The organism is Flavobacterium sp. LC2016-12 (assembly GCF_015351595.1).
In the GTDB taxonomy this organism is placed as follows: Bacteria; Bacteroidota; Bacteroidia; order Flavobacteriales; family Flavobacteriaceae; genus Flavobacterium.
In genome coordinates, this window is sequence record NZ_JADKPT010000009.1 from 170,634 (window position 1) to 195,262 (window position 24,629).

Annotated in this window: 20 protein-coding genes and 1 tRNA gene; 13 read left to right on the top strand and 8 right to left on the bottom strand. The window is 35.1% G+C overall.

The features are described from left to right. Positions 1-15: 15 nt before the first annotated feature. From IRZ99_RS15245 to IRZ99_RS15305, 13 genes are all read left to right on the top strand, one after another. Positions 16-363, top strand: a complete 348-nt coding sequence (locus IRZ99_RS15245) for an FtsL-like putative cell division protein (RefSeq protein ID WP_029273288.1) — start codon at positions 16-18, stop codon at positions 361-363. Next, positions 354-2,360: a penicillin-binding protein gene (locus IRZ99_RS15250; protein ID WP_194658083.1), complete on the top strand. Its 2,007-nt coding sequence runs from the start codon at positions 354-356 to the stop codon at positions 2,358-2,360. Before IRZ99_RS15245 ends, IRZ99_RS15250 begins: the two co-directional genes overlap by 10 nt. Then, positions 2,357-3,820, top strand: coding sequence for a UDP-N-acetylmuramoyl-L-alanyl-D-glutamate--2,6-diaminopimelate ligase (locus IRZ99_RS15255; RefSeq protein WP_194658084.1), 1,464 nt, complete (start codon positions 2,357-2,359; stop codon positions 3,818-3,820). Before IRZ99_RS15250 ends, IRZ99_RS15255 begins: the two co-directional genes overlap by 4 nt. A 100-nt stretch (positions 3,821-3,920) precedes the next feature. Then, positions 3,921-5,153, top strand: a complete 1,233-nt coding sequence (gene mraY, locus IRZ99_RS15260) for a phospho-N-acetylmuramoyl-pentapeptide-transferase (protein ID WP_194658085.1) — start codon at positions 3,921-3,923, stop codon at positions 5,151-5,153. Then, positions 5,154-6,485 carry a UDP-N-acetylmuramoyl-L-alanine--D-glutamate ligase gene (murD, locus tag IRZ99_RS15265; RefSeq protein ID WP_194658086.1) on the top strand — a complete coding sequence of 444 codons (1,332 nt, stop codon included), beginning with the start codon at positions 5,154-5,156 and terminating at the stop codon, positions 6,483-6,485. An 83-nt stretch (positions 6,486-6,568) separates the two neighbouring features. Then, entirely contained in the window at positions 6,569-7,891 is a 1,323-nt protein-coding gene (locus IRZ99_RS15270; RefSeq protein WP_194658087.1) for an FtsW/RodA/SpoVE family cell cycle protein, read from the top strand. Positions 7,892-7,933: 42 nt separating this feature from the next. Further along, positions 7,934-9,019 carry an undecaprenyldiphospho-muramoylpentapeptide beta-N-acetylglucosaminyltransferase gene (gene murG / locus IRZ99_RS15275; protein ID WP_194658088.1) on the top strand — a complete coding sequence of 362 codons (1,086 nt, stop codon included), beginning with the start codon at positions 7,934-7,936 and terminating at the stop codon, positions 9,017-9,019. Between the two features lie 154 nt (positions 9,020-9,173). Continuing rightward, positions 9,174-10,523 carry a UDP-N-acetylmuramate--L-alanine ligase gene (gene murC, locus IRZ99_RS15280; RefSeq protein WP_194658089.1) on the top strand — a complete coding sequence of 450 codons (1,350 nt, stop codon included), beginning with the start codon at positions 9,174-9,176 and terminating at the stop codon, positions 10,521-10,523. Beyond that, positions 10,510-11,232 (top strand): cell division protein FtsQ/DivIB, encoded by a 723-nt coding sequence (locus IRZ99_RS15285; protein ID WP_194658090.1) that lies wholly within the window; start codon positions 10,510-10,512, stop codon positions 11,230-11,232. Before murC ends, IRZ99_RS15285 begins: the two co-directional genes overlap by 14 nt. Positions 11,233-11,238: 6 nt before the next feature. Beyond that, positions 11,239-12,657 (top strand): cell division protein FtsA, encoded by a 1,419-nt coding sequence (ftsA, locus tag IRZ99_RS15290; protein WP_194658091.1) that lies wholly within the window; start codon positions 11,239-11,241, stop codon positions 12,655-12,657. An 84-nt stretch (positions 12,658-12,741) separates the two neighbouring features. Beyond that, on the top strand, positions 12,742-14,739 hold the full coding sequence (ftsZ, locus tag IRZ99_RS15295) for a cell division protein FtsZ (RefSeq protein WP_194658092.1): 1,998 nt from the start codon (positions 12,742-12,744) through the stop codon (positions 14,737-14,739). A 203-nt stretch (positions 14,740-14,942) separates the two neighbouring features. After that, entirely contained in the window at positions 14,943-15,392 is a 450-nt protein-coding gene (locus IRZ99_RS15300) for a GatB/YqeY domain-containing protein (protein ID WP_074659845.1), read from the top strand. A 76-nt stretch (positions 15,393-15,468) separates the two neighbouring features. Beyond that, positions 15,469-15,542 (top strand) — tRNA-Arg (locus tag IRZ99_RS15305). 111 nt (positions 15,543-15,653) lie between these two features. On the opposite strand, the gene IRZ99_RS15310 is transcribed toward IRZ99_RS15305, so the two are convergent. From IRZ99_RS15310 to IRZ99_RS15345, 8 genes are all read right to left on the bottom strand, one after another. Next, positions 15,654-16,295, bottom strand: coding sequence for a hypothetical protein (locus IRZ99_RS15310; RefSeq protein ID WP_194658093.1), 642 nt, complete (start codon positions 16,293-16,295; stop codon positions 15,654-15,656). A gap of 127 nt (positions 16,296-16,422) precedes the next feature. Next, entirely contained in the window at positions 16,423-16,629 is a 207-nt protein-coding gene (locus tag IRZ99_RS15315; protein ID WP_194658094.1) for a hypothetical protein, read from the bottom strand. A gap of 13 nt (positions 16,630-16,642) precedes the next feature. Beyond that, a complete protein-coding gene (locus IRZ99_RS15320; RefSeq protein ID WP_194658095.1) occupies positions 16,643-17,101 on the bottom strand; it encodes an SRPBCC domain-containing protein in 459 nt (152 codons plus the stop codon). Between the two features lie 88 nt (positions 17,102-17,189). After that, entirely contained in the window at positions 17,190-17,792 is a 603-nt protein-coding gene (locus IRZ99_RS15325; RefSeq protein ID WP_194658096.1) for a hypothetical protein, read from the bottom strand. A 618-nt stretch (positions 17,793-18,410) separates the two neighbouring features. Then, positions 18,411-21,656 (bottom strand): VIT domain-containing protein, encoded by a 3,246-nt coding sequence (locus IRZ99_RS15330; protein ID WP_194658097.1) that lies wholly within the window; start codon positions 21,654-21,656, stop codon positions 18,411-18,413. A 271-nt stretch (positions 21,657-21,927) separates the two neighbouring features. Then, on the bottom strand, positions 21,928-22,836 hold the full coding sequence (locus IRZ99_RS15335) for an alpha/beta fold hydrolase (RefSeq protein ID WP_228519099.1): 909 nt from the start codon (positions 22,834-22,836) through the stop codon (positions 21,928-21,930). A gap of 159 nt (positions 22,837-22,995) precedes the next feature. Next, positions 22,996-23,676 carry a metal-dependent hydrolase gene (locus IRZ99_RS15340; RefSeq protein WP_194658098.1) on the bottom strand — a complete coding sequence of 227 codons (681 nt, stop codon included), beginning with the start codon at positions 23,674-23,676 and terminating at the stop codon, positions 22,996-22,998. 112 nt (positions 23,677-23,788) lie between these two features. After that, positions 23,789-24,535, bottom strand: a complete 747-nt coding sequence (locus tag IRZ99_RS15345) for a hypothetical protein (protein ID WP_194658099.1) — start codon at positions 24,533-24,535, stop codon at positions 23,789-23,791. Positions 24,536-24,629 lie beyond the last annotated feature (94 nt).

Sequence of the window (24,629 nt, forward strand, 5' to 3'; positions counted from 1 at the left end):
TATAAAGGTATAAAAATGAAAGGTGGAGTATTTGGCATATTAAAAGCAAGGTTTCTTATAAATGATGATGCAGTCAAAAACTGGCGATTCATTGTTTTTATCATTTTGCTTGCCATAATAATGATTGCCAATACACAACGATACGAACAAAAGGTTTTCGAAATTGCAAAGCTGAACAATGAAGTAAAAGAATTGCGATCTGAATTTGTAGACCGACGTTCGGAATTAATGAAATTAAAAATGGAATCGACGATATCGGATAAAATGTTAGAAAAACAGATTTTTCCATCTACAGTTCCTCCAGTAAAAATAGAAGTTAAAAAAGAAGAAGAAAAAAGTTTCTTTAAAAGAATATGGCAGTAGACGATAAACATATATCCTACAGAATTTACCTCGTAGCAGTTTTCATCTTCGTGATGGCAATTGCTATTGTCGTTAAATTAACCAATATTCAATGGGTTGAAGGAGATTATTATAGAAAACTGGCGAAACAACGTACAGTTAGAAATTTTGTGATTCCGGCAAACAAAGGAAATATTTATTCGGCAGACGGAAGTTTATTGGCAACCTCAATTCCTAATTATGAAATTAGATTTGATGCAAAAGCGCCAAAAACAGAAACTTTCGAGAAACACGTAAAAGCATTGTCAGACTCATTAGCCACTATTTTAGACAGACCAGGAGGTTATTACGAACAGGAATTAAGAAAAGCCAGAGCGAACAAAAACCGTTATTACTTGATCGCCCGTAATTTGAGTTATACAGAATATGTAAAAATTAAAGGTTTTCCATTATTCAATTTAGGAGCCTTCAAAGGTGGGATTATCATTGAGCAAGAAACAGTTAGGAAACATCCAATTGGAAAAATCGCTGAAAGAACAATCGGTTACGACCGAATCGATCCTGCTACCGGAATTGAGGTTGGTAAAGGAATTGAATGGGCTTTTAAAAGTTATCTGAACGGAAAAGATGGTAAAATTCTAAAGCAAAAAATTGCAAAAGGACAATGGAAACCTATTCGTGATGTAAACGAAGTTGACCCGATTGATGGTTATGATGTGATTTCGACAATTGATGTATTTATTCAGGATATCGCACATCACGCTTTATTAAAACAACTTCAGGATTATGAAGCAGATCATGGTTGCGTAGTAGTTATGGAAACTGAAACAGGTCATGTAAAAGCGATTTCAAATTTAGGAAGAGCAGAAGACGGATCGTATTATGAAACCACAAATTATGCAGTTGCTGAATCTCACGAGCCAGGATCGACTTTTAAATTAGTCGATTTAATGGCGATTTTAGAAGATAAAGTAGCAGATACGAGCACAGTTTATGATAGTCATGGTGGAGAAATCAGATACTACGGACGTGCAGTTCGTGACTCGCATAAAGGTGGTTATGGAAAAGTTTCACTAGCCCGCGGATTCGAACTTTCGTCAAATACAGTAATGGTTCAGGCGGTTTATGAAAATTACAAAAGTAACCCCGCTAAGTTTGTAAATCATATTAATAGTTACGGATTAAATAAGACATTAGGATTGCATTTTAAAGGAGAAGGAAGGCCGTATATTCCGCAGCCTGGAGACAAACACTGGTCAGGAACTACACTTCCGTGGATGGCTTTTGGATATAATGTTTCGGTTACACCAATGCAGACTTTAACATTATATAATGCAGTTGCAAATAATGGTGTAATGGTAAAACCACAATTTGTATCAGAAATTAAAGAATGGAATAACACCATTAAAAAGTTTGATACAGAGGTAATCAATTCAAAGATTTGTTCGCCTGAAACGCTTAAAAAAGTAAAAGCAGTTTTGCAAAACGTGGTTAAAAAAGGAACAGGTTCTAAGTTGTATTCAAAAGATTTTCCAATGGCAGGAAAAACAGGAACGGCCATGGTAAATTATAGTAAGGCAGGAAGAGAAGGAATGTATTATGCTTCTTCTTTTGTTGGATATTTTCCGGCAGATCATCCAAAATATTCTTGTATTGTGGTAGTTCATAAGCCAAATACATCAAAAAATAATTATTACGGAGCAGACGTTGCAGGACCGGTTTTTAAAAGAATCGCTCAAAAGATTTTTACAGATGCACCTTCAACAAATAAAATTAAAACACTGGATTCTAAAATTCCAAAACAGGAAATCAGTTATGATAAGTTTGATAAAGAATCAAATAAAAAGACAAATCAGATTCCGAATTTAAAGGGAATGCCGGGAATGGATGCGATTGCCTTACTTGAAAACTTAGGTTTAAAAGTGAAGGTTAATGGAGTAGGGAAAGTAAAAAAACAGTCTTTGCAAGCTGGACAAAATATTAGTAAAAACACAACAATAGTATTAGAATTATCGTGAAAATACTGAAAGACATATTATATAAGGTAGCGATTGAATCTGTAACAGGTTCGACAGAAATCGACGTACACAAAATTGACTTTGATTCAAGAAAGATTGAAGCAAATGATGTTTTTGTAGCTATTCGCGGTTCCCTTTCTGATGGGCATGATTATATCGAAAAAGCAATTCAATTAGGTGCGACTGCTGTTATTTGCGATACTTTACCAGAAAATATTGAAAAAGGAATTACCTATATAAAAGTAAAAGATACCAATACCGCATTGGCTTTTATGGCAGCTAATTTTTTCGGAAATCCTTCTGAAAAATTAAAATTAGTTGGCGTTACGGGGACAAACGGGAAAACAACAATTGCTTCGCTATTATTTCAATTGTTTCAAAAAGCAGGTTTTAAAGTTGGTTTATTGTCAACTGTGAAAATTATGGTTGATGAAACCGAATATAAAGCGACGCACACAACACCGGATTCTATTACGATCAATCATTATTTAAATGAGATGATCGAGGCTGGTGTGACACATTGTTTTATGGAAGTGAGTTCGCACGGAATTCATCAAAAGAGAACAGAAGCATTGCACTTTGTTGGTGGAGTTTTCACAAATCTTTCTCATGATCATTTAGATTATCATCCAACTTTTGCAGAGTACAGAGATGTAAAAAAATCATTCTTTGATTCATTGCCAAAAACAGCTTTCGCGTTATCAAACATCGATGATAAAAACGGAACTGTAATGCTTCAGAACACAGTTGCCAGAAAATTTACCTATGCCTTAAAGTCTTATGCTGATTTTAAAGCAATAATATTAGAAAGCCAATTGTCTGGTTTACTGTTGAAAGTAAATGAAAATGAAGTTTGGGTAAAACTGATCGGAACTTTTAATGCTTACAACGTTTTGGCCATTTACGGAACTGCAATTGAACTAGGAATAGATAGTCTGGAAGCGTTACGCTTACTGTCTGATTTAGAAAGTGTTTCGGGTCGTTTTCAATATATTGTTTCAGAAGGGAATATTACTGCAATTGTTGATTATGCACATACGCCGGATGCATTGGATAACGTATTAAAGACAATTAATGATATCCGTACCAAAAACGAACAATTGATTATAGTTGTGGGTTGTGGCGGAAACAGAGATAAAACAAAAAGACCAATTATGGCTAAAATTGCTTCAGATCTTAGTGATAAAGCAATCTTAACTTCTGATAATCCAAGAAACGAAGATCCTGAAGTGATTTTAGATGAAATGGAAAAAGGAGTGGAAGCTCATAATTATAAAAAGATATTGAGAATTACCGACAGAAAACAAGCTATAAAAACAGCCTGCCAATTGGCTCAGCCAAATGATATTATTTTAATCGCCGGAAAAGGTCATGAAACGTATCAGGAAATAAAGGGTGTTCGTCATCATTTTGATGATATGGAAACAGTAAAAGAAATTTTAGAACAATTAAAGAAATAAAGTTTAACCGGTGAATTGATTATTCGTTTAATCGAATAATTATTTGAATCAAAAAGTAACGAATAAACAAATCAACGATTAACCAAATAAACCAAGATATATGCTATACTATTTATTTGAATATTTAGACAAAACATTAGATATACCGGGAACAGGAGTTTTCCAGTATATCACTTTCAGATCGGCTTTAGCATTAATGCTGTCGTTGCTTTTGTCAACGATTTATGGAAAGAGAATCATTAACTTTTTGAGAAATCAACAAGTAGGTGAAACCGTTCGCGAGCTTGGTCTTCAAGGGCAAAATGAAAAAGCAGGAACTCCAACAATGGGGGGATTGATTATCATTTTTGCAACTCTTGTGCCTGTTTTGTTATTTGCTCGTTTGCATAATATTTATATCGTATTGCTTATTGTAACTACTCTTTGGATGGGGTCAATTGGTTTTGTAGATGATTATATTAAAATATTCAAGAAAGACAAACAAGGACTTAAAGGTATTTTTAAAGTAATAGGACAAGTTGGTTTAGGAATTATTGTTGGAGCTGTTCTCTATTTTAATCCGGCTGTAACGGTTAGAACTGATACAGGAAGAACAGATATATTTAAAGCTTCGACTAATACCACAGTAGTTCTACCTGCTCCAATGGAAGAGAAGTCGACGGCTACGACAATTCCTTTCGTAAAAAACAACGAATTTGACTATGCCGAAATTTTAGCTTTTACAGGTGAAGGTTATGAAAAATGGGCTTGGTTGATTTTTATTCCAGTGGTGATTTTTATTATAACTGCAGTTTCAAATGGAGCCAATTTAACAGACGGAATTGATGGTCTCGCGGCCGGAACTTCTGCGATATCAGTGCTCGCACTCGGAATATTTACGTTCGTTTCGGGGAATATTATTTTCTCAAATTATCTGAATATAATGTACATCCCAAATTCGGGAGAAATGACGGTTTTTATATCTGCATTCGTGGGATCCTTAATAGGATTTCTTTGGTATAATTCTTATCCGGCATCTGTTTTTATGGGAGATACCGGAAGTTTAACTATTGGTGGAATCATAGCGGTTTTAGCGATTGCAGTTCGTAAAGAATTATTGATTCCCTTATTGTGTGGAATCTTTTTAGTAGAAAATTTCTCTGTGGTTTTGCAAGTGAGTTATTTCAAATTTACTAAAAAGAGATACGGCGAAGGACGAAGGATTTTCCTGATGTCGCCACTGCATCACCATTATCAGAAAAAAGGATATCATGAAAGTAAAATCGTAACCCGTTTCTGGATTGTTGCCATCATGTTAGCCATATTATCAATCGTTACTTTAAAATTAAGATAGATGAGGCTAGTAGTGTTGGGAGGAGGAGAAAGCGGTGTAGGTACTGCTATTCTCGGGAAGAAAAAAGGATACGATGTTTTTGTATCGGATTTTGGAAAGATAAAAGAGAGTTACAAAGAAGTTCTTATCATTAATAAAATTGCCTGGGAAGAAGAGAAACATACCGAAGACCTGATTTTGAATGCCGATGTGGTCATGAAAAGTCCGGGGATTCCAGAAAAATCTCCCATCGTAAAAAAGCTGATTGAAGCGGGCATAAAAGTGATTTCGGAAATTGAATTTGCAAAACCTTTTACAGAAGCACTTACAGTTGGAATTACCGGAAGTAATGGTAAGACAACAACAACAATGCTGACGTATCATTTATTGAAATCAGCAGGTTTGAATGTAGGTTTGGGAGGAAACATCGGAAAAAGTTTTGCCTGGCAGGTTGCTGAGAATAAGTACGATGCGTACGTTCTGGAATTAAGCAGTTTTCAGCTTGATGGAATTATAGATTACCGGCCGGATATTGCCATAATTACGAATATTAGTCCGGATCATTTAGACCGATATGAGTATAAATATCACAAGTATATCGATTCGAAATTCAGAATAACAATGAATCAGACCGAAAGCGATTATCTTATTTACGATGCTGACGATGAGGCAAGCGCAGAATGGTTAAAAAATAACACAACAAAAGCAAAATTAATTCCTTTCTCGCTGACTAAAAAATTCGATGAAGGGGCTTCTATAAATAACAACAAAATGGAAATAAAGATCAACCAAGAAGAGTTTACAATGGAAACAGAATACATTGCGTTAGAAGGGAAACATAACATGAAAAACGCAATGGCAGCAAGCTCTGTAGCGAAATTGATGCAAATTAGAAATGCAACAATTCGCGAAAGTTTATCTAATTTTCAAGGTGTAGAACACCGCTTAGAGAAAGTATTAAAAATTCAGAATGTTCAATATATCAATGATTCAAAAGCAACAAATGTAAACGCTACTTTCTTTGCTTTAGACAGTATGAATGTTCCAACTGTTTGGATTGTTGGTGGTGTTGATAAAGGAAACGATTATAATGAATTGATGTCATTAGTTCGTGAAAAAGTAAAAGCAATTATTTGTTTAGGGATCGATAATCATAAAATTATTGAAGCTTTTGGCAACGTAGTTGATATCATGGTTGAAGTAAACAACATGAGCGACGCTGTAAAAACAGCACAGAGATTAACAGAAAAGGGCGATGCGGTTTTATTGTCTCCAGCCTGTGCAAGTTTCGATTTATTCGAAAACTACGAAGACAGAGGGAAGCAGTTTAAGCAAGCAGTCCATAACTTGTAGAAAAAAAGTTTCAAGTTTCAGGTTTCACGTTATTTGGGAACCTGAAACCTGAAACAAAAGAAACTTGAAACAAATTAAAAATTATGAAAGAGCTAGTAAACAAATTAAAAGGAGATAGAGTAATATGGTCATTCGTGGCTTTATTGGCGCTGTTTTCGTTTATGCCTGTTTTTAGTGCGAGTAGTAATTTGGCATACATTGGACACGGAACAGGAAATACTTTGGGTTATTTGGTGAAACACCTGGCTCACATTTGTATCGGTTTCTTAATTATTTATTGGGTTCATAGAGTACCGTATCATTATTTCAGGGCGATTTCAAAAATTGCTTTGCCAATTGTATGGTTCTTATTGCTTTACACATTGCTGAAAGGAACTGTAATTGCCGGAGCAAATGCAAGTCGATGGATTCAGGTTCCTTTTATTGGGATCACGTTTCAGACTTCAACATTAGCTTCTATAGTACTGTTTATTTTTGTGGCGCGTTATTTGTCTAAAACCAAAGAAGAAAACGAACCTTTTCAGGTTTCACTGATACAGCTTTGGTTGCCGGTTTTTATCACATTGGCACTTATTTTACCAGCGAACTTTTCGACCACAGCGTTGATTTTTGCTATGGTTATGATGTTAACGTTCATTGGAAAATATCCATTAAAGTATATTGGTTTTATTATCGGTTCAGGAGTTGCAATGTTGGCGTTTTTCCTTTTGGTGGCCAAAGCTTTTCCGGATTCAAGATTCTTTAGCAGGGTATCAACCTGGGAAAGCCGTATTACGAACTTTACCACAGATAAACCTGATGAAGATGATTACCAGATCGAAAAAGCAAAAATCGCAATAGCATCTGGAAGATTAGGAGGTTTAGGTCCAGGGAAAAGCGTTCAGAAGAACTTTTTACCACAATCTTCTTCCGATTTTATTTATGCCATTGTAGTGGAAGAATATGGTCTGGTTGGAGGAGTTTCGATATTGCTTTTGTATTTACTCTTATTGTTCCGATTTGTAATAGCATCACATAAAGCGACTACGTTATTTGGAAAGTTAGTCGTCGTCGGGCTCGGTTTTCCAATGATTTTTCAGGCGATGATCAATATGGCGGTTGCAGTGGAATTATTGCCAGTAACGGGGCAGACCCTTCCGCTGATTAGTAGTGGAGGTAGTTCTATCTGGATGACTTGTTTCTCTCTTGGAATTATCATCAGTGTAACTAAAAAAGACGAAGAAATTGCGGAGGAAAAAGAAGAGAAAGAAAGACGAAAAGAAGCGCTTCAAAGATTAATTGATAAAGAACTGGCAGAAGAAGATTTGCCTGCTGATGAAAAAAATCACGAAGAAGAAGAAGAAGGAATGATGTATTCAATTGAGGACAATTCGAGAAATCCTATGAATGCGGTTTTAAATAAATAAGTTAAGAACAGTATAGTTTTTAAAGAGTAAAATTTTTTAAAGATGACAAATTATAAATTCATATTAAGTGGTGGTGGTACAGGAGGGCATATCTATCCTGCGATTGCGATTGCAAATGAATTAAAATTACAGTTTCCTGATGCTGAATTCCTTTTCGTAGGGGCACAGGATAAGATGGAAATGCAAAAAGTGCCTCAGGCAGGTTATGAGATAAAAGGACTTTGGATTGCAGGTTTACAAAGAAAATTGACATTGCAGAATTTGATGTTTCCATTGAAACTGGCAACAAGTTTATTAGAGTCAAGAAGAATCATCAGACAATTCAAACCAAACGTAGTGATAGGAACAGGTGGTTTCGCCAGCGGACCTTTATTACAAGCTGCAGGGCAGTCAGGAATTCCGACAGTGATTCAGGAACAAAATTCATTTCCGGGAATTACAAACAAATTATTGAGTAAAAGAGCCAATGCAATTTGTGTGGCTTATGAAAATTTAGAGCGCTTTTTTCCAAAAGAAAAAATTGTTTTAACAGGAAATCCGGTTCGTCAGGATTTGATTGACATTGAAAGTAAACGTGATGAAGCAATCACTTTCTATGGTTTAGATCCGAATAAAAAAACATTATTAGTTTTAGGAGGAAGTTTAGGTGCGAGAAGAGTCAATCAGTTAATCGAAAAAGAATTGCAGAATATGCTTTCGCAAAATGTTCAGATTATCTGGCAATGCGGAAAATTATATTTTGAAGATTATAAAAAACATCAACAACAACACGTGAGGGTAGTTGATTTTATTGAAAGAATGGATTTTGTTTACGCTGCAGCAGATGTGATCATTTCACGTGCCGGAGCATCATCAGTTTCGGAATTATGTATTGTTGGGAAACCAGTGATTTTTATTCCATCACCAAATGTTGCCGAAGACCATCAGACAAAAAACGCTCAGGCAATTGTGGATGCGAAGGGTGCTATTTTATTAAAAGAATCAGATTTAGACAGTCAGTTTAGTATTGTTTTTGAAGCTTTAATGAAAGATGACGGAAAGCAAAAGCAGTTGAGTGCCAACATTAAAAAATTGGCAATGCCGAATGCAACAAAAGTTATTGTTGAGGAGATTAAAAAGTTGTTATAATATAAAGTTTGTCTAAAATTATACAACGCAAAAAAGAAAACAGAATGCTATTTTAGGCATTTTGGGTTATTAAAGAAGAAAAAATACAAAGGCTTAATTACTAGTTTTTTATAAAATAGAACTAGAAATAAATAGCCCAAAAAATAAAATTAAAATGAATTTAAATCAAATACAGAACGTTTATTTTATTGGCATTGGAGGCATCGGAATGAGTGCTCTGGCCCGTTATTTCAAATATATCGGGAAACAGGTTTCAGGTTACGATAAAACACCGTCAATGTTAACTAATGAATTGATTGAAAGTGGAATTGATATTCATTTTGAAGATAATATTAATTTGATTCCAAGTGATTATTTCGTGGAGAATACGTTGGTGATTTTTACGCCAGCTGTTCCAAAATCGCATTCAGAGTGGAATTACTTTATCGAAAGAAATTATGAAATTAAAAAGCGTGCTGAAGTTTTAGGAATTATTACGAAGGACACTTTTAGTTTTGCAGTTGCCGGTACACATGGAAAAACAACAACCTCAAGTATTTTAGGACATATCTTATATGAGAGTGGAGCAGATGTAACTGCATTTGTGGGTGGAATAGTTGAGAATTACAATTCGAATTTAATTGGAACAGGAAAAACGGTAACAGTTGTAGAGGCTGATGAATTTGATCGTTCATTTTTACACTTACATCCAAATATTGCCTGTATCACCTCTATGGATGCTGACCATTTAGATATTTACGGAACCAGCGATGCTATTGAGGCTTCGTTCGTAGAATTTGCTTCGAAAGTTGAAGATAAGAGCAAGTTGTTTATAACTAAGGAATTACCTCTTGAAGGAGTGCAATGTGCTATAAATGAAGATGCTGTATATAAGGCTTTCAATGTTCGAATAGAAAATGGAAGTTATGTTTTTGATGTGCAGACGCCATCAGAAATTATGAAAGATTTGCATTTCGGATTGCCTGGGAAACACAATTTAATGAATGGATTAATGGCTATTGCAATGGCCAAAACGTTTGGCACCCCGACCGACTCCATTGCAAAAGCCATTGCTTCATTCAACGGAATCAGAAGACGTTTTTCTTATCAGATTAAATCTGAGAAATTAGTTTATATAGATGATTACGCGCATCATCCAACAGAAATAAATGCTGTACATCAGGCTGTTACGGAATTGTATCCGGGGCGTAAAGTATTGGCGATCTTTCAACCACATTTATTCAGCAGAACAAGAGATTTTGCTGATGGATTTGCAGAGAGTTTATCGCAATTTGATGAAGTGTTTTTAATGGATATTTATCCGGCACGAGAATTACCGATGGAAGGGATTACATCGGATTGGCTGCTAGGGAAAATGACAAGTTCGAACAAAAAAATTGTTGCAAAAAATGATTTATTAGCGGAAATCAAAGCCAGTGATGCGCCAATAATTGTAACGATAGGAGCTGGAGATATTGGTGAAATGGTTCCATCAATTAAAAAAATGCTAAATGAAAATATTTAATTGGACAAATATTCGATTGATTCTCATTTTTGGGCTTGTACTTTTTTTGTATTCGTTCGCACAACATCGAAATGGTGATCGAAAACTGAAGAAATCTATGGTAGTTTTTGTAGGAGAAAACACGCTGTTTGTTAAGCCGGAATCGGTTAATAAATTGTTAATAGAAAATAAAAGAGACGCTTCCAGTATCCGAAAAGATGAGTTAGATTTGAATAACATAGAAAAAACCCTTGATACGCAAGACATGATTGAGAAGTCAGATGTTTTTGTAAGTATCGATGGAGTTCTAAAAGCGATAGTAAAACAGAAGACACCAATAGCGAGAGTTTATGATGGTGATAACTCTTTTTATATTGACTATGAGGGTAATAAAATGCCTTTATCAGACAATTTTACAGCGCGGGTTCCTCTTGTTTCGGGGGCAATAAATGAAAAAAATAACGAAGATTTAGCTGCTTTATTTCGCACAATTTATGACGATGCGTTTTTGAAAAAAAACATCATTGCAATACAAATTATGCCTAATGGCAGCCTAAAAATGTTTAATAGAAATTATGATTACTTCATCGATTTTGGCAGAACGATGAATGTTGATAAGAAATTTAATAACTATAAAGCCTTTTTTCAAAAAGCAGTTTTAGATAGTTCGTTATACAAATACAAAAAGATTGACCTTAGGTTTACGGAACAAGTAGTTTGCACAAAATAATAGAAAATGGAAAAAGATAACATTGCAGTAGGTCTAGATATTGGAACAACCAAAATCGTTGCCATGATAGGCAAGAAGAACGAGTATGGAAAGTTGGAAATTTTGGGTATTGGGAAATCCAAAAGTTTGGGTGTTGCGAGAGGTGTTGTAAACAACATTACGCAAACTATCCAATCAATTCAACAAGCTATTTTAGAAGCAGAAAATAATTCAGGTTACAAAATAAAAGATGTGGTTGTGGGTATTGCCGGACAACACATCAGAAGTATACAGCATACAGATTACATCAGCCGTAGTAATCCGGAGGAAGTAATTGGCGAGAAAGATATTCAGCTTTTGATTGACCAGGTTAATAAACTGGCCATGTTACCGGGAGAAGAAATCATTCACGTTTTGCCACAGGAATTTAAAATCGACGGACAGTCTGAAATCAAAGAGCCAATCGGAATGTACGGTGGAAGACTGGAATCTAGTTTTCACGTTGTAGTTGGACAAGCTTCTTCTATCAGAAATGTGGGAAGATGTATTCAGAGTTCAGGAATCGAATTGTCTGGATTGACATTAGAGCCTTTGGCTTCGGCAGATGCAGTTTTGAGTCAGGAAGAAAAAGAAGCGGGTGTTGCATTGATCGATATTGGTGGTGGAACAACAGATTTAGCCATTTTTAAAGATGGAATCATTCGTCACACTGCTGTAATTCCTTTTGGAGGAAATGTAATTACGGATGATATTAAAGAAGGCTGTTCAATTATTGAAAAACAAGCAGAGCTTTTAAAAATAAAATTCGGATCAGCCTGGCCGGGAGAAAATAAAGACAACGAGATTGTTTCTATTCCTGGATTAAGAGGCAGAGAGCCAAAAGAGATTTCGCTTAAAAACTTGTCTAAAATTATCCACGCCCGTGTGGTGGAAATTGTGGAGCAGGTTTTTGCAGAAATTAAAGCATACGGACACGAAGATCCTCGTAAAAAATTAATTGCCGGAATCGTTCTTACGGGTGGTGGAGCTCAACTAAAACACATTAAACAATTAGTAGAGTACATTACCGGAATGGATACCAGAATTGGATATCCAAATGAGCATTTAGCAGGAAATTCAAGCGAAGAAATTTCTAGCCCATTGTTTGCAACTGCAGTTGGTTTGGTAATGAATAGCATTGAAAACAGTACACAAAGTGCTGTTAGAATGGAGTTGGTTAACGAACAGCCAAAAGTGGTTTACAGAAATGTGCCACCGCAGCAGCAACAACCAGTACAGCAACGATACGAAGTTGAAGAAAACTACGTTGAAAGAGTAGAAACTGTAGAGCAGTCAAGAGAAGTTAGAAATACTGTTGAAGCAGAATCTACCGAAACAAAAATAAGAAGATCATTTTTTGATCGCTATGTCGATAAAATCAAAGATTTTTTAGACAACGCAGAATAAATTAATAATAGACGAAAAGGATTACTATTGGCCCCAAGTCAAGAAGTAAAAAATGTATTTAATAAGAATTTCAAAACCAAAAAGATGATGAGCAACTCAGAATTTGGAAGTATTTCATTTGATTTACCAAAAAACCAATCAAATGTAATCAAGGTAATAGGTGTAGGTGGAGGCGGAAGTAACGCAATCAACCACATGTTTAAACAAGGTATTAAAGGGGTAGATTTTATCGTTTGTAATACAGACTCGCAAGCGCTTCAGAATAGTGCTGTACCAAATAAAATTCAGTTAGGTATGAACCTAACAGAGGGTCTTGGAGCAGGAGCAAATCCTGATGTAGGACAACAATCTGCTATTGAAAGTATCGCTGATATCGAAAAAATGTTAGACCGTGGTACTAAGATGGTATTTATTACCGCTGGTATGGGTGGTGGAACTGGTACAGGTGCTGCTCCGGTAATTGCACAATTAGCAAAAGAAAGAGAAATTTTAACGGTCGGTATCGTAACAATTCCGTTTCAGTTTGAGGGTAAAGTTCGTCAGGAACAAGCGCTTTTAGGAATCGAAAAATTACGTAAACAAGTCGATTCGTTAATCGTTATCAATAATAATAAGTTAAGAGAAGTATACGGAAATCTTGGTTTTAAAGCTGGATTCTCTAAAGCGGATGAAGTATTAGCAACAGCCTCAAGAGGTATTGCTGAAGTAATTACGCACCACTATACTCAAAATATCGATTTACGTGATGCCAAAACTGTTTTGTCAAACAGTGGAACTGCGATCATGGGATCTTCTGTTGCTACAGGCGAAAACAGAGCGAAAGAAGCAATTGTTTCAGCTTTGGATTCTCCGTTACTAAACGACAACAAAATTACAGGAGCCAAAAACGTATTGTTGCTTATCGTTTCTGGATCTAATGAAATCACGCTTGATGAAATTGGAGAAATCAATGATCATATTCAGGCAGAAGCAGGTTACAACGCTAATATTATCATGGGAGTTGGTGAAGACGAAACTCTTGGTGAGGCTATTGCGGTAACTATCATTGCTACTGGTTTTGATGTTGAACAACAAAATGAAATCGTAAATACAGAACCTAAAAAAATCATTCATACGTTAGAAGATGAGCAAAGAAGTGTTCATAATTTAACGAACAAAACGGTTACTTCTTTTGACTTAAATGCTGAAACACCTACTGCGAAATCAGAAGAAAAAGTTGTTTTTGAATTAATGGAAGATGAGCCTTTTGCAAATACTCATAATCCTGTAGTTCCAACTCCTGTTGCTCCAGTTGCAGTTGCTCCAACTATCAATCAGGAAGAATTAGTGGTGATGTCAGAGTTTATCAAAAATCTTGATGTAACTTTTGAAATCGTTTCGCCAATTACAGATATCGATTTTACGATTTCAGCTCCGGCAGCAGAATTTGTTCAGGAAGTAAAGCCAGTTCAGCAAAGAACTTTTGAAAGAGAAGAACAAACGACTTTCTCTTTTGATTTACCTCTTTTCAGATCTGAACCAGAAGTGAAAAAAGAACCGGTTGTTGAGGAGACTAAAATTTTATTCGAATTATCAAACGAAACTCGTAATATCAAAGTTAACGATCCAGTACAATTTGTACCGGTAACAGAAGTTGCTGAAAACGGAGTTATCAAATATTCTTTAGAAGAATATATGGAGGTTGAGGACAATTTAATGTCATCAAAACCAGTTGAAAAAGTAGTAGAAGATGTTGTTCCTGCTGAATTGAATATTCAATTAAAACAAAAGGTCGATTTTGCTCAGGAAGCTGATTTCGCAACAACTTCAAATGTGTCTCCAATGGAATTGACAATCGAAGAAACATTACGTTTAAGAGCAGAAGAAAGAAGAAAGAAACTAAAGGAGTTTAACTATAAATTCCATAATAATGTTTCGAGAATTGATGAACTTGAAAAAGAGCCTGCTTACAAAAGATTAGGTATCGATCTTTCAAATAATCAGTCGAATTCAACCAATTCAAGAATATCTGTTGGTACTGATAGTAACAACGATTTGCAATTGCGTTCAAACAATTCATTTTTGCACGACAACGTAGATTAATTTTACATTCATAATATTAGGATAACCCGAAAATTGGATTTAATTTTCGGGTTATTTTTTTTATCTTCGCACAGAATTTTAAAATTTGACTTCTTTAGTACACTTTTAAAGTGAATCTTATTGTCATTTGGAGTGAAGTCGCGGATAATTCAAATAATCATAACAATATATAAGCTTTGAGCTTATTTAAATAAAATAAAACGATGAGTTTACAAACATTAATCATGGACGAAATTAAAACGGCCATGAGAGCAAAAGATACAGTTGCATTAGAAGCATTAAGAGCTATTAAATCTGAAATGTTATTGGCTGCAACCGCTTCAGGATCAAAAGAAGAATTAACAGAAGACGATGAAGTTAAATTACTTCAAAGACTGGTTAAAACCCGTAAAGAAAGCGCAAGAATTTTTACAGAACAAAATCGTCCTGATTTAGCTGAACCAGAATTGGCTCAGGTTGCTGTAATCGAGAAATTTTTGCCAGCTCAATTAAGTGAGGAAGAAGTAGAAGCCGTTGTAGCAAAAATAATTGCTGAAACTGGAGCTTCTGGAATTGCTTCAATGGGTAAAGTTATGGGATTAGCCTCTGCTCAATTAGGCGGAACTGCTGAAGGAAAAACCATTTCTGCAATTGTTAAAAAACTATTAGTTTAAAATTCCAATAAAAAAATTCCAAATTCCAATGCTTAAATTGGAATTTGGAATTTAAAAAAATTGGAATTTATTATTTGACCGCGTAGTTCAACTGGATAGAATATCAGATTTCGGCTCTGAGGGTTGGGGGTTCGAACCCCTCCGCGGTCACTAAGTAAAGCTTCAGAGAAATCTGGAGCTTTTTTGTTTAAGTGATTTTTAATTTTCTTTATGTTAACTAGCGGGATGTTCGCACTAGCAAGGGGAGATCAAAGCTATAATTCAATTTAGCCAATATTCCAATTTCATTTCTGAGTAATAAGGTCCATAAGAAATTTGGACTTCTCTATTTCCTGCTTTGGGAATCAAAAATGAGACTTTTATTTTTCTAGTTCTATTATCAATTAAGGTCAAGATTTTTACATATTCTTCGGATATCACACCTTCTTTTTGAGCCATGTCCACTATTTCCCTTGATTTTCTTATTGTTCTTTTGGTAGTCGAACAACCAAATACCGCTTTATATTTTCGTGGTTTAATGGAGTCCAAAGTCTTTTTATTGAGAGCAGATTCTATAAAATCTTCATAATCGTTGAAACTTACCCCAATTTCTTGAGCGTCATTTTCATAAGAAAATATATGATTATTATCGAGAAGAAAATCTTCATAAATTCCATATTTTCTCTCCGAAAAATTATATCCCTCAACTATTAAAATTGTCGAACTAGTTGTATCAATTCGCTTTTGAGTTTGGTAATCTTCTCTTTTTGAAATCAACAAATTAAAACACTTGATTTGCTCTGTTTTTAGTTCGCTCTTTATTGAGTCTAAAGTTTTAATTGTAATTTTATTCCAATTCTCTTTTTTTTGTGCAAAAGATAGAATCGATGTCAATAATATTAAAATTGGGATAATTTTTCTCATGTGACTTAATACTTATATAATTTGCTTGATAGAATGCTTTTTAAAAAAGAGGCAAAGCAAATGTCTCCCGCCTTGGGCTTTTCCAAAAAACATATTCAAAAAATGTGCCCTTCATAAAGTCTCTCACTTATTGTTTTTTAATTTCGTTCCATCGTTTTTCAAGTTCATTCAATTTCGTTAAAAAATCCTCGTCTTCAAGATAGAATATTTTGGGATTAGCTTCCTCAGGTTTTATTATGCACATAATAAGTTGTCCTAATCTAAAATCAGGATTTGAAAGCCAAAGTTTTTCAAGTTTTTCTACAATTGGTTTTATTCTGTTGTTATCTCGCATATTTTTTTAATTACTACTTTTCACAAATTTCTTTCAGCTTCTCAAGAGCCTTTGGATAGTGGTCGTTCATGTAATCTAAAAATTCTTCTACCGTGTCTAAGTCAACAGTAACGGTTGTCGTGCCATTGTTTTCTTCGAAGGTGTAGTTTTCAAATCCGTTTGCCCATTTTTCTACATCTGGTCCTTCAGTTATTTCCTTATCGGCTTTTAAAAGCCCATAGTGTTGAATAGAAACAAATTGGTTGGGAACGTTTATAGCTATCCTGGAAACCATACCGCCTTTTTCTCCTTTTTCATCTACACCAATAAACAGCATTTTACTTCCCTTTTCCCAATTCCCTTCAAAGGTAGAGGTGGGGTTGAACAAGGCAGTCCATTGTTCATAAGTTGATTTATTGGTAATGCCAAGCATAAAATCATATATCTTGGTTACAGGTGCATTGATGCTTACTTTGAATTGTAACTTTTTCATAATGTTTACTATTTGGTTGGATTAATCTTTAAATTGCTATTATCTGTTTTTTATAAGTTTAAAGTTAAAACATAAAATTTTGTAACGTCTAATAAAATAGATCAAGTTGGTAAGATTTACTAATTACGATCCATTTTCCATTTTCTTTTTTCATGATTATTAAATAATTGTCAGTTAGGCCATTAATTGATTCAGTGGTTCCCTGACCAACTTTAAAAACTAAATACTTATTAGCACTATAATAGATAGGCTCTGAAAAAGAAAAAACATTTGTGATTGGAAGATGTTTTTCGAAATGATTGACAATAAATTCTATAAATAAATGAGAAGAGAAGAATTCAACATTTTTATAATTAAAATCATTTGAAACCCATGAATTGTGTTTTTCGATTTTGTGATAATATTTTTTTTTCATTTCTGCCCAATCTTCTTCATTGTAGAGAGGTGGTTTGATTTCTTCTCTTTCTTCTCTTTTATATTCATTGGTTATTGAATCTTTAGACGTTTTTCCTTTAAAAATATCAATTACATGATTTGTACTGGTCTTCTCTTGAATGAGAAATATTTTTTGATTATAATCGGGAACGATTGTTTGTAAAAAGTCATTTATAGCTTCTTTTTTGTCTTGAGCATAGGATAGCTTGCTAAAAAAAGATACAAATAACAATAATAGGCATATAAGCTTTTTCATATTCTCGTTAGAAGGCTATCCAACTGCCTTTTTGTTAATTTGGAGCTCCTGATTCAATTGTATTTATATTTTTTAGGACTAGTTTTTCCTATTTCTCAGATCCCTTCTTAGAATTCTTCACTAAAATAAAAACTGAAAACGCAAAACACAAGAAGTAAATAACTGCCAGTGCCGGCTTCTCAAATTTAAAAGTTTCAAAATCAAATTGCTTGAATAATGTTACGCCTAAGATGATTGCACAAATCCAAAAGATAAAGTTGACTACTTTTTTATTTTCCATGATTTTCAGTGTTTTATAAGTGTGTGAATTATCGTTTTTATTACAATTTCAAAAAATAATTAATAACGAAGATAGGAAAGAATAAGAAATTATTTATGTTTTTTTTTGGATATGCATTTCTCGAAAAAACAAAACCCTCTAATCTAGCCCCGATAGGACTGGAAATCCTTTTGTCCCGGTGTTCGGGACAAAAGATTGAAAGGGATAGCGGGACAAAACGTGTTTTGAAAACGAAATTCTTCTGCTCCAAATAAAAAACAAAGACAAGAAAAAAGGTCTTAATAAACATACTTTCATACGTCAATTAAAACCTTTTTTCAGTAAAATGAATTATATAATTAATCGATCACAACCTCTGCTAAGTTTTGATTTTCTTTGATTTTACCAAGCTGAATCGTTTGTAATTTTCGTTCTGTAACACCGTTTTTAGAAGTATACACTTCAACCATAACGGTTGTTGGACCGTTTTCGGTTAGAGTTCTTTCGCCAAAATAATTCGATTTGATGATGTATTTTCCTTTAACAGCATTTCTCAATAAATATTGTTCCGGACCGTAGCCTTCTGTGAAATCTTTAGAGAAACGGGCACCAATTTCGGTGTCACGATGGCCGTAATAACATTCTTCGTTGGTTGGTTCTATAATGTGAAGATCGATATCCGTGTCCATCTGATTCCAATTTAGGATAATACGGATCGCAACAGGCATTTTGTTTAAATATTTTTTGTCCAATTTGTCGGTTTTAATACCGCTGTGTTCCTGAATCATTCTGTTTAAATCCATTAAAATAATGTCTTCAACACCAGAATATTGTCCGCTCATTTCACCGAAATAATTTACTTCTAGGGCCTTGATCAATTCATCAAAAGCGGCCTGATATTGTTTGTTGTCTTCAAGAGTCAATGCCAAATCGCGATGCGCCTGTGGTTCCTGTTCTCTCCATTTTGCAACCTGGCTGGCGGTAAATAAAGCATCTTCGTACGTTCCCCACTGACGTAATACATAAGTCAGGGATTTGTATAATTGGTGATTCTCTAATCCTAAATCGGCAATGTTGCTCAATACTAATAAGGCTTTTTCTTTGTCGCCATTGTCATAAAAATAATTGGCTACATCAAAATAGAAATTCGGATTGTTGATTTGGTCGGCACGCAATTCAAGATATACACTGTATCTTTTTTCTGCCGGAGCATTGGCTAATGCTTTCAAATAAATTCTGTCCGGATTCCAGGTATTTGTTTTTGTTTGATTAAAACTCGAATAACCAACAGTAACGTCCAGATTGGAGTCTACCACATTTTGATTCTGAATAGCATTATCAGCAGCAATTACGGTACCGTTACCAACAGCAACTCCTGCAACTTGCCCAGCCAATGCTTTTTGAACGTTTGGAGCTGGACGTGTACTACTCTCAGAGCGCACCATCATGGCAGAAGAAGTAGTGTAACTTCTTTTTTCTTTTTTATCTGATTCTTCGTCTTCTTCAACATCCTCTCGTTGACTACGGCTTATTCCCATTGCAGTAACAACAACAGATTCTAATTGAGCCCCTGAATTATCCGTCATGGTTATTCTATAATTTCGGGTTCTTCCGGCTGTAACTTCCTGAGTATTCATTCCGATATAAGAAAAGACAAGAATTTGCCCGGAAGCTGCGTTAAGACTAAATTTTCCATCAAAATCTGTAGCTGTACCAAGTTGAGTGCCTTTTATAGTAACATTAACACCAGGCAGCGGAATACCACTTTGATCTAAGACGATACCTCTCACGTTCCCATTTACATTAGCGCCGGTTTTTGGATTCTTTGGTACAGGTACCGGTTTCGGAATATTGTATTTAGTGTTCTTATCCCACCACATTTTAAGCTGTTCGTAATAACTGGCTACATTTTCCCAGTTGCTGAATTTTTTTGCCTGTGCACTTGCCATCTGCTGCTTCATGACGTTATCAAACTCCGCTCTCAATTCGGCTGGCGGAACAATATCATATTGTATATAATCGTGCAGACTTTCAAGAACAATAAGCGAAGTATTTTGCGTTACAATTCCGTAGCGTTTTCCCAGCGTTTCAATTTCGTCAGCGTTTGTTTTGTACTGAATTTCGAGATTGGCAATTTTCTTTTGCGCCCACAATTTTTCGATATTAATTTCGCCCGAAACCGGAATTGTAGCATCAATATGAATTGTTTTTTCCAAAACTGGTTTGTCATCATAGCCAAAAAGCAATACCACATCATTTTTACTTTTCAATGAAATTCCGGCTACGCTAAAACTTCCTGAAACCGGTGTTCCGGCCATTGGGTATAAATCGGTAACCAGGTAATTTTCTTTGATTCCCAGGAATTTTAAACTTTGGTACATCAGTTTATCATAAGCTTCATCAATTTTTAATTCATTTAGGTTGATGAAATTCCCACCTGTTTTTATCGCATTATAATTCAGAAAAGCATAATCTGAGGAACCAAGCGAGCTAATAGTATAAATTGGTTTTTTGGTCGTAGTCAATACGTTTGCACTCAAAGAAGATAATCCGTCTGTAAAGAATAAATACTCGTCATGAACCGGCAATTTGATTTTTGAGAATCGGGTACCGCCATCATAAACCACGTTTTCTAAAACTGATTTCAAGGCAGACCAATCGCCATTTTGAATAACATAAGTATTCTTTTTATCAAAATTAAAACCGGCAAAATACAAAGTCACTGATACGTTTTTTAATTGATTAAAATAGGCTGCAAGCAATTGCAGTTCTTTCTTAACGTTTCGGTTTTTGCAGCTTAGCGAAACATCCCAGATTAAACCAATATTAGCTGGGTTTTTCTTTAGCATTTTAGGATTATCCAAAATAGTATTGGCATAAAAATAATGCTGATCATTAACGCTCTGCGCCACGACACTCGGAATTTCAGCACGAATCGGAATCGTAATGACTAATTTATCCTTAAGCTGATAATTCACTTTTTTAACCGAAGTCACATAAGACTGATTCTGATTTTCTAACGCCAAGATCCCTTCATCATTTACAATTGTTGGTGCCGCGGTTGCCCCCACAACCGCGACATTCAACTCAAAAGCATCCAGTTTCCCGGAATAACTGCTCAGCATTTGATAAGACAAATGTGTTGCATCAAAACTGCTTAATTCCTGTTCGTAGCCAATAATTACAATGCGTTCCTTGCCCGGCATTAAAGGATAAATGCGGGTTCTGAAATTATTTCCTTCCACTTTTTCGAGTAATCCCGGATCGACACGACGATGTTCAACGGCTTCAAAAACCTGTTTTCCTTTGTTCTTGTTTACCGGAACCGCTTCACGCATTTTTCCATTGATGTCAATCGCATATCTTGAAACCGAAACCCCTTCCGGTAACGGAAACATAAGTTCGGCTTCCATCTGGCGATTGGTTCCGTTATAAAAATGCATTTCAGTGGTCGTGTACGCAATATTGCCCACGATTTTTACAGCAACTTTAAGTTGGTTTAATCGGACTAAAGAAGAATCTTTTCCTTTTACATTCAATTGCGGACTTTGCGCCTGAGTAAATAATCCGAAGAATAATAGCGAAATTAGAAGTATGTTTTTCATAAAATATAGTTTTAAGTTTTCCAGAAGAAACTTCTCTATTACTATAGAGTACTATTTTTATAAAAAGGTTGGGACGAATAAAAAAAACTTCTTCATAAAAAGTCTTATAAAGAAGTTTTTCAATTTTTAGTAGTTTTTTTAGGAGCTATTTCCTGCTGTCCTTCCAAATCTTTTGTGCCGAACCCCGGCACAAAAGGATTTTCCCTCCCATCAGGGCTAGGGCACTCTTTTTCAAAAGAAATATCATATTATTATTTTAGACTATTTCGATTTATTTCGAGTTTTCCAGAAAAGCATGAATATAATTTACCACCAAATTCGCATGCTGATGATGCGGTGCATGTCCGGTTTGTGGTAAAACAATAAGTTGTGCTGTTGGCAATTGTTGTGTTAAAGGATACCAGTTTTCGACTGCAAAACTAATGTCATTATCTCCACAAATGATTAAAATTGGTGTTTTGGTAGTTTTTAGTTTTCCTTTAAAATCATCTTTATCTTCGGCTAAACCGGCACTGCCTTGAAAGTAAAGCTGAAAAACAGCCATCGTTGACGGAATTTTAGAAACATCGATTCGCTTGGCAATTCTGTCGTGCGATGCTTTGGCTTCTACTTTACTAGCTTCTGACGAAGGTTCAAAAAAGAGTACAATTTCATCATCAAAATCGTTTACAGGTTTTAGGGCGGCATCCAGAAATGCTTGTCCTAATGGAACGACTCTTTCGCCCGGAGGACCTGTTCCTAATAAAACCGTTTGGGTAATAAGATCATCAAATAGGAGCGTGGCTACCTGAGTTACCAATCCTCCGTAAGACCAACCCATGATAATCGTTTTTTTAATTTTCAGGAAGTCAGCCAGATCCTTTACATCTTGGGCAACCTCTTTTAAATCGGTTGGTAAAGTTCCGGTTGAATAACCAATTCCGCTGTAATCAAAAGTGATGACACGATAATTTTCGGCCAATTGGTCTAAAAATAAAGGATCCCAGGTATCAAGCGTACCTCTAAACCTGTTTACTAAAATAATGGGCGTTCCTTGTCCTATCGAGCGATACGCAATTTTTCGGCCCGGAACATCGGCAAATTCGGTGGTTGAATTCAGCGCGCTAATTTTTTGTGCATTCATAGTATATAAATTTGTTATAAGCATCAAAAAAACAAATGAGATTTTTAATGTTTTCATTGTCTTTGAATTTTGGTTCACGACAAATCCAGAAACAATTTTAATGCCTTGGTTAAAATATTTATAATCCTTTATTTTTTGAGATATGGAGCTGTTTAATAGTTTTGGTTTCTGTTTTATTTCGCTAAGGGAAAAGTACTTTAGCGATATTTAGAAAAATTAGATCTCTATTGTACTGCCTATTTTTGGTAAAAAAAGCTGTAGATTGGCATTTGTAAAATTTGTCATTGCTTTTTCATGATCCATTACAATGAAACCAAAAGTGTCGTAATGCACGCCCAAAATTTTATTGACACCAACCATTTTTGAAGCTTCGATCGCTTCTTCAACTCCCATTGTCAATCCATCTCCAATTGGGAAAACAGCAAAATCAAGTTTGGTAAATTTCGGAATGATTTGCATGTCCAAAGTCAGAGCTGTATCGCCGCTATAATAGAAATTTCCGTCTGAAGTAGTGAGTACGAAACCGCAGGCGATTCCCCCATAACTTCCATCCATAAAACTGCTGGGATGTTGCGCAATCACGCATTTTACGCGTCCAAAATCAAAATCAAATTTTCCACCCGGATTGATAGGGTGCGCATTTTCGATTCCGTTTTTTAAAAGCCAGCCATAGATTTCAAAATTCCCCAAAACCTTCGCTCCGGTGTTTTTGGCGATTCTCTCCACATCCTGAATATGGTCGTAATGCGCGTGCGAAATAAAAATATAATCTGCTTTTATGGCGTCAACATCAACATCTTTTGCCAGTTCGTTTGGTGTAATAAAGGGATCAAAAAGAATATTTTTCCCATTGGCATAAACGGAGAAACAAGAATGCCCGTAATACGTTACTTTCATGATAAAAATAGATTTATAAATTAATAATGACTTATAATCGAAATAGTTGTCTTCTTTTATCCAAAAAATGTACCATTGAAATTTACTTTCAGTTGCCTAAACAACCAAGCAACTATTCTTCAAAAACCTTTTCAGTATCGACAGGATTATTTTCCTGATATAGTTTTTTACCAATTTCACCACTGTCGCCTAAAGCACGGCCTTTAATCAGCCAGGCGCTTCCAAAAGCAAATAGGGCAAGAGCCTCGAGAATTAAAGTGGAATATCGGAACAGCTTAAAAGTCTCAGAAATGGGAACCAAAATAACAAAAAAGATAATCGAATAACCGCAAAAGCGATAAATGTTATTTTCGTTTAACATGCTTTTCGGATCTCGTGTTTCATTTTCCTGACCAATCGTAAAAACATTAATAGCCAGTAAAGCCATAATAAGAAAAAGTAGCGCAGCAAAACCATAATGAAGCCAGCCCAGCCACTTTTCAGCGTATGGAATCAACGTATAAAATTTATTGAAAGGATCTTCCGGGTTCATAGGAAACAGCGCCACGCCAATCGCCATAATCCCGGCAATATTGGTTAGCAGATTGTTATTTTTCCAAATAGAAGCATTACCGTGACCTTTGTACCGAATTAAAAATAATCCCACAGCAGCCAAAGTTCCGGTAAAGATTTCCCTGAGATTGGTATAATAATAATTGCTAATAGAAGGCTGAAGTGGCGTTTTAAAAAAAGAGATATAAGATAGTCCAACTAAAAGTATCGGCAGACTAATGCCTAAATACCCAATAGCACGCCTGATTCTTCGATAAGTAAAAATATCAAAGCTTTCGATTTTAACTTCTTTGTTGTTTATCTTCATAGCCAATCTATTTGGTTTTTTAGAAAGATAAAGTTAAGAGATTATTTTGTAAGTATTTGAAAATGAATATTTATGTATTGTTTTTTGTCATTCT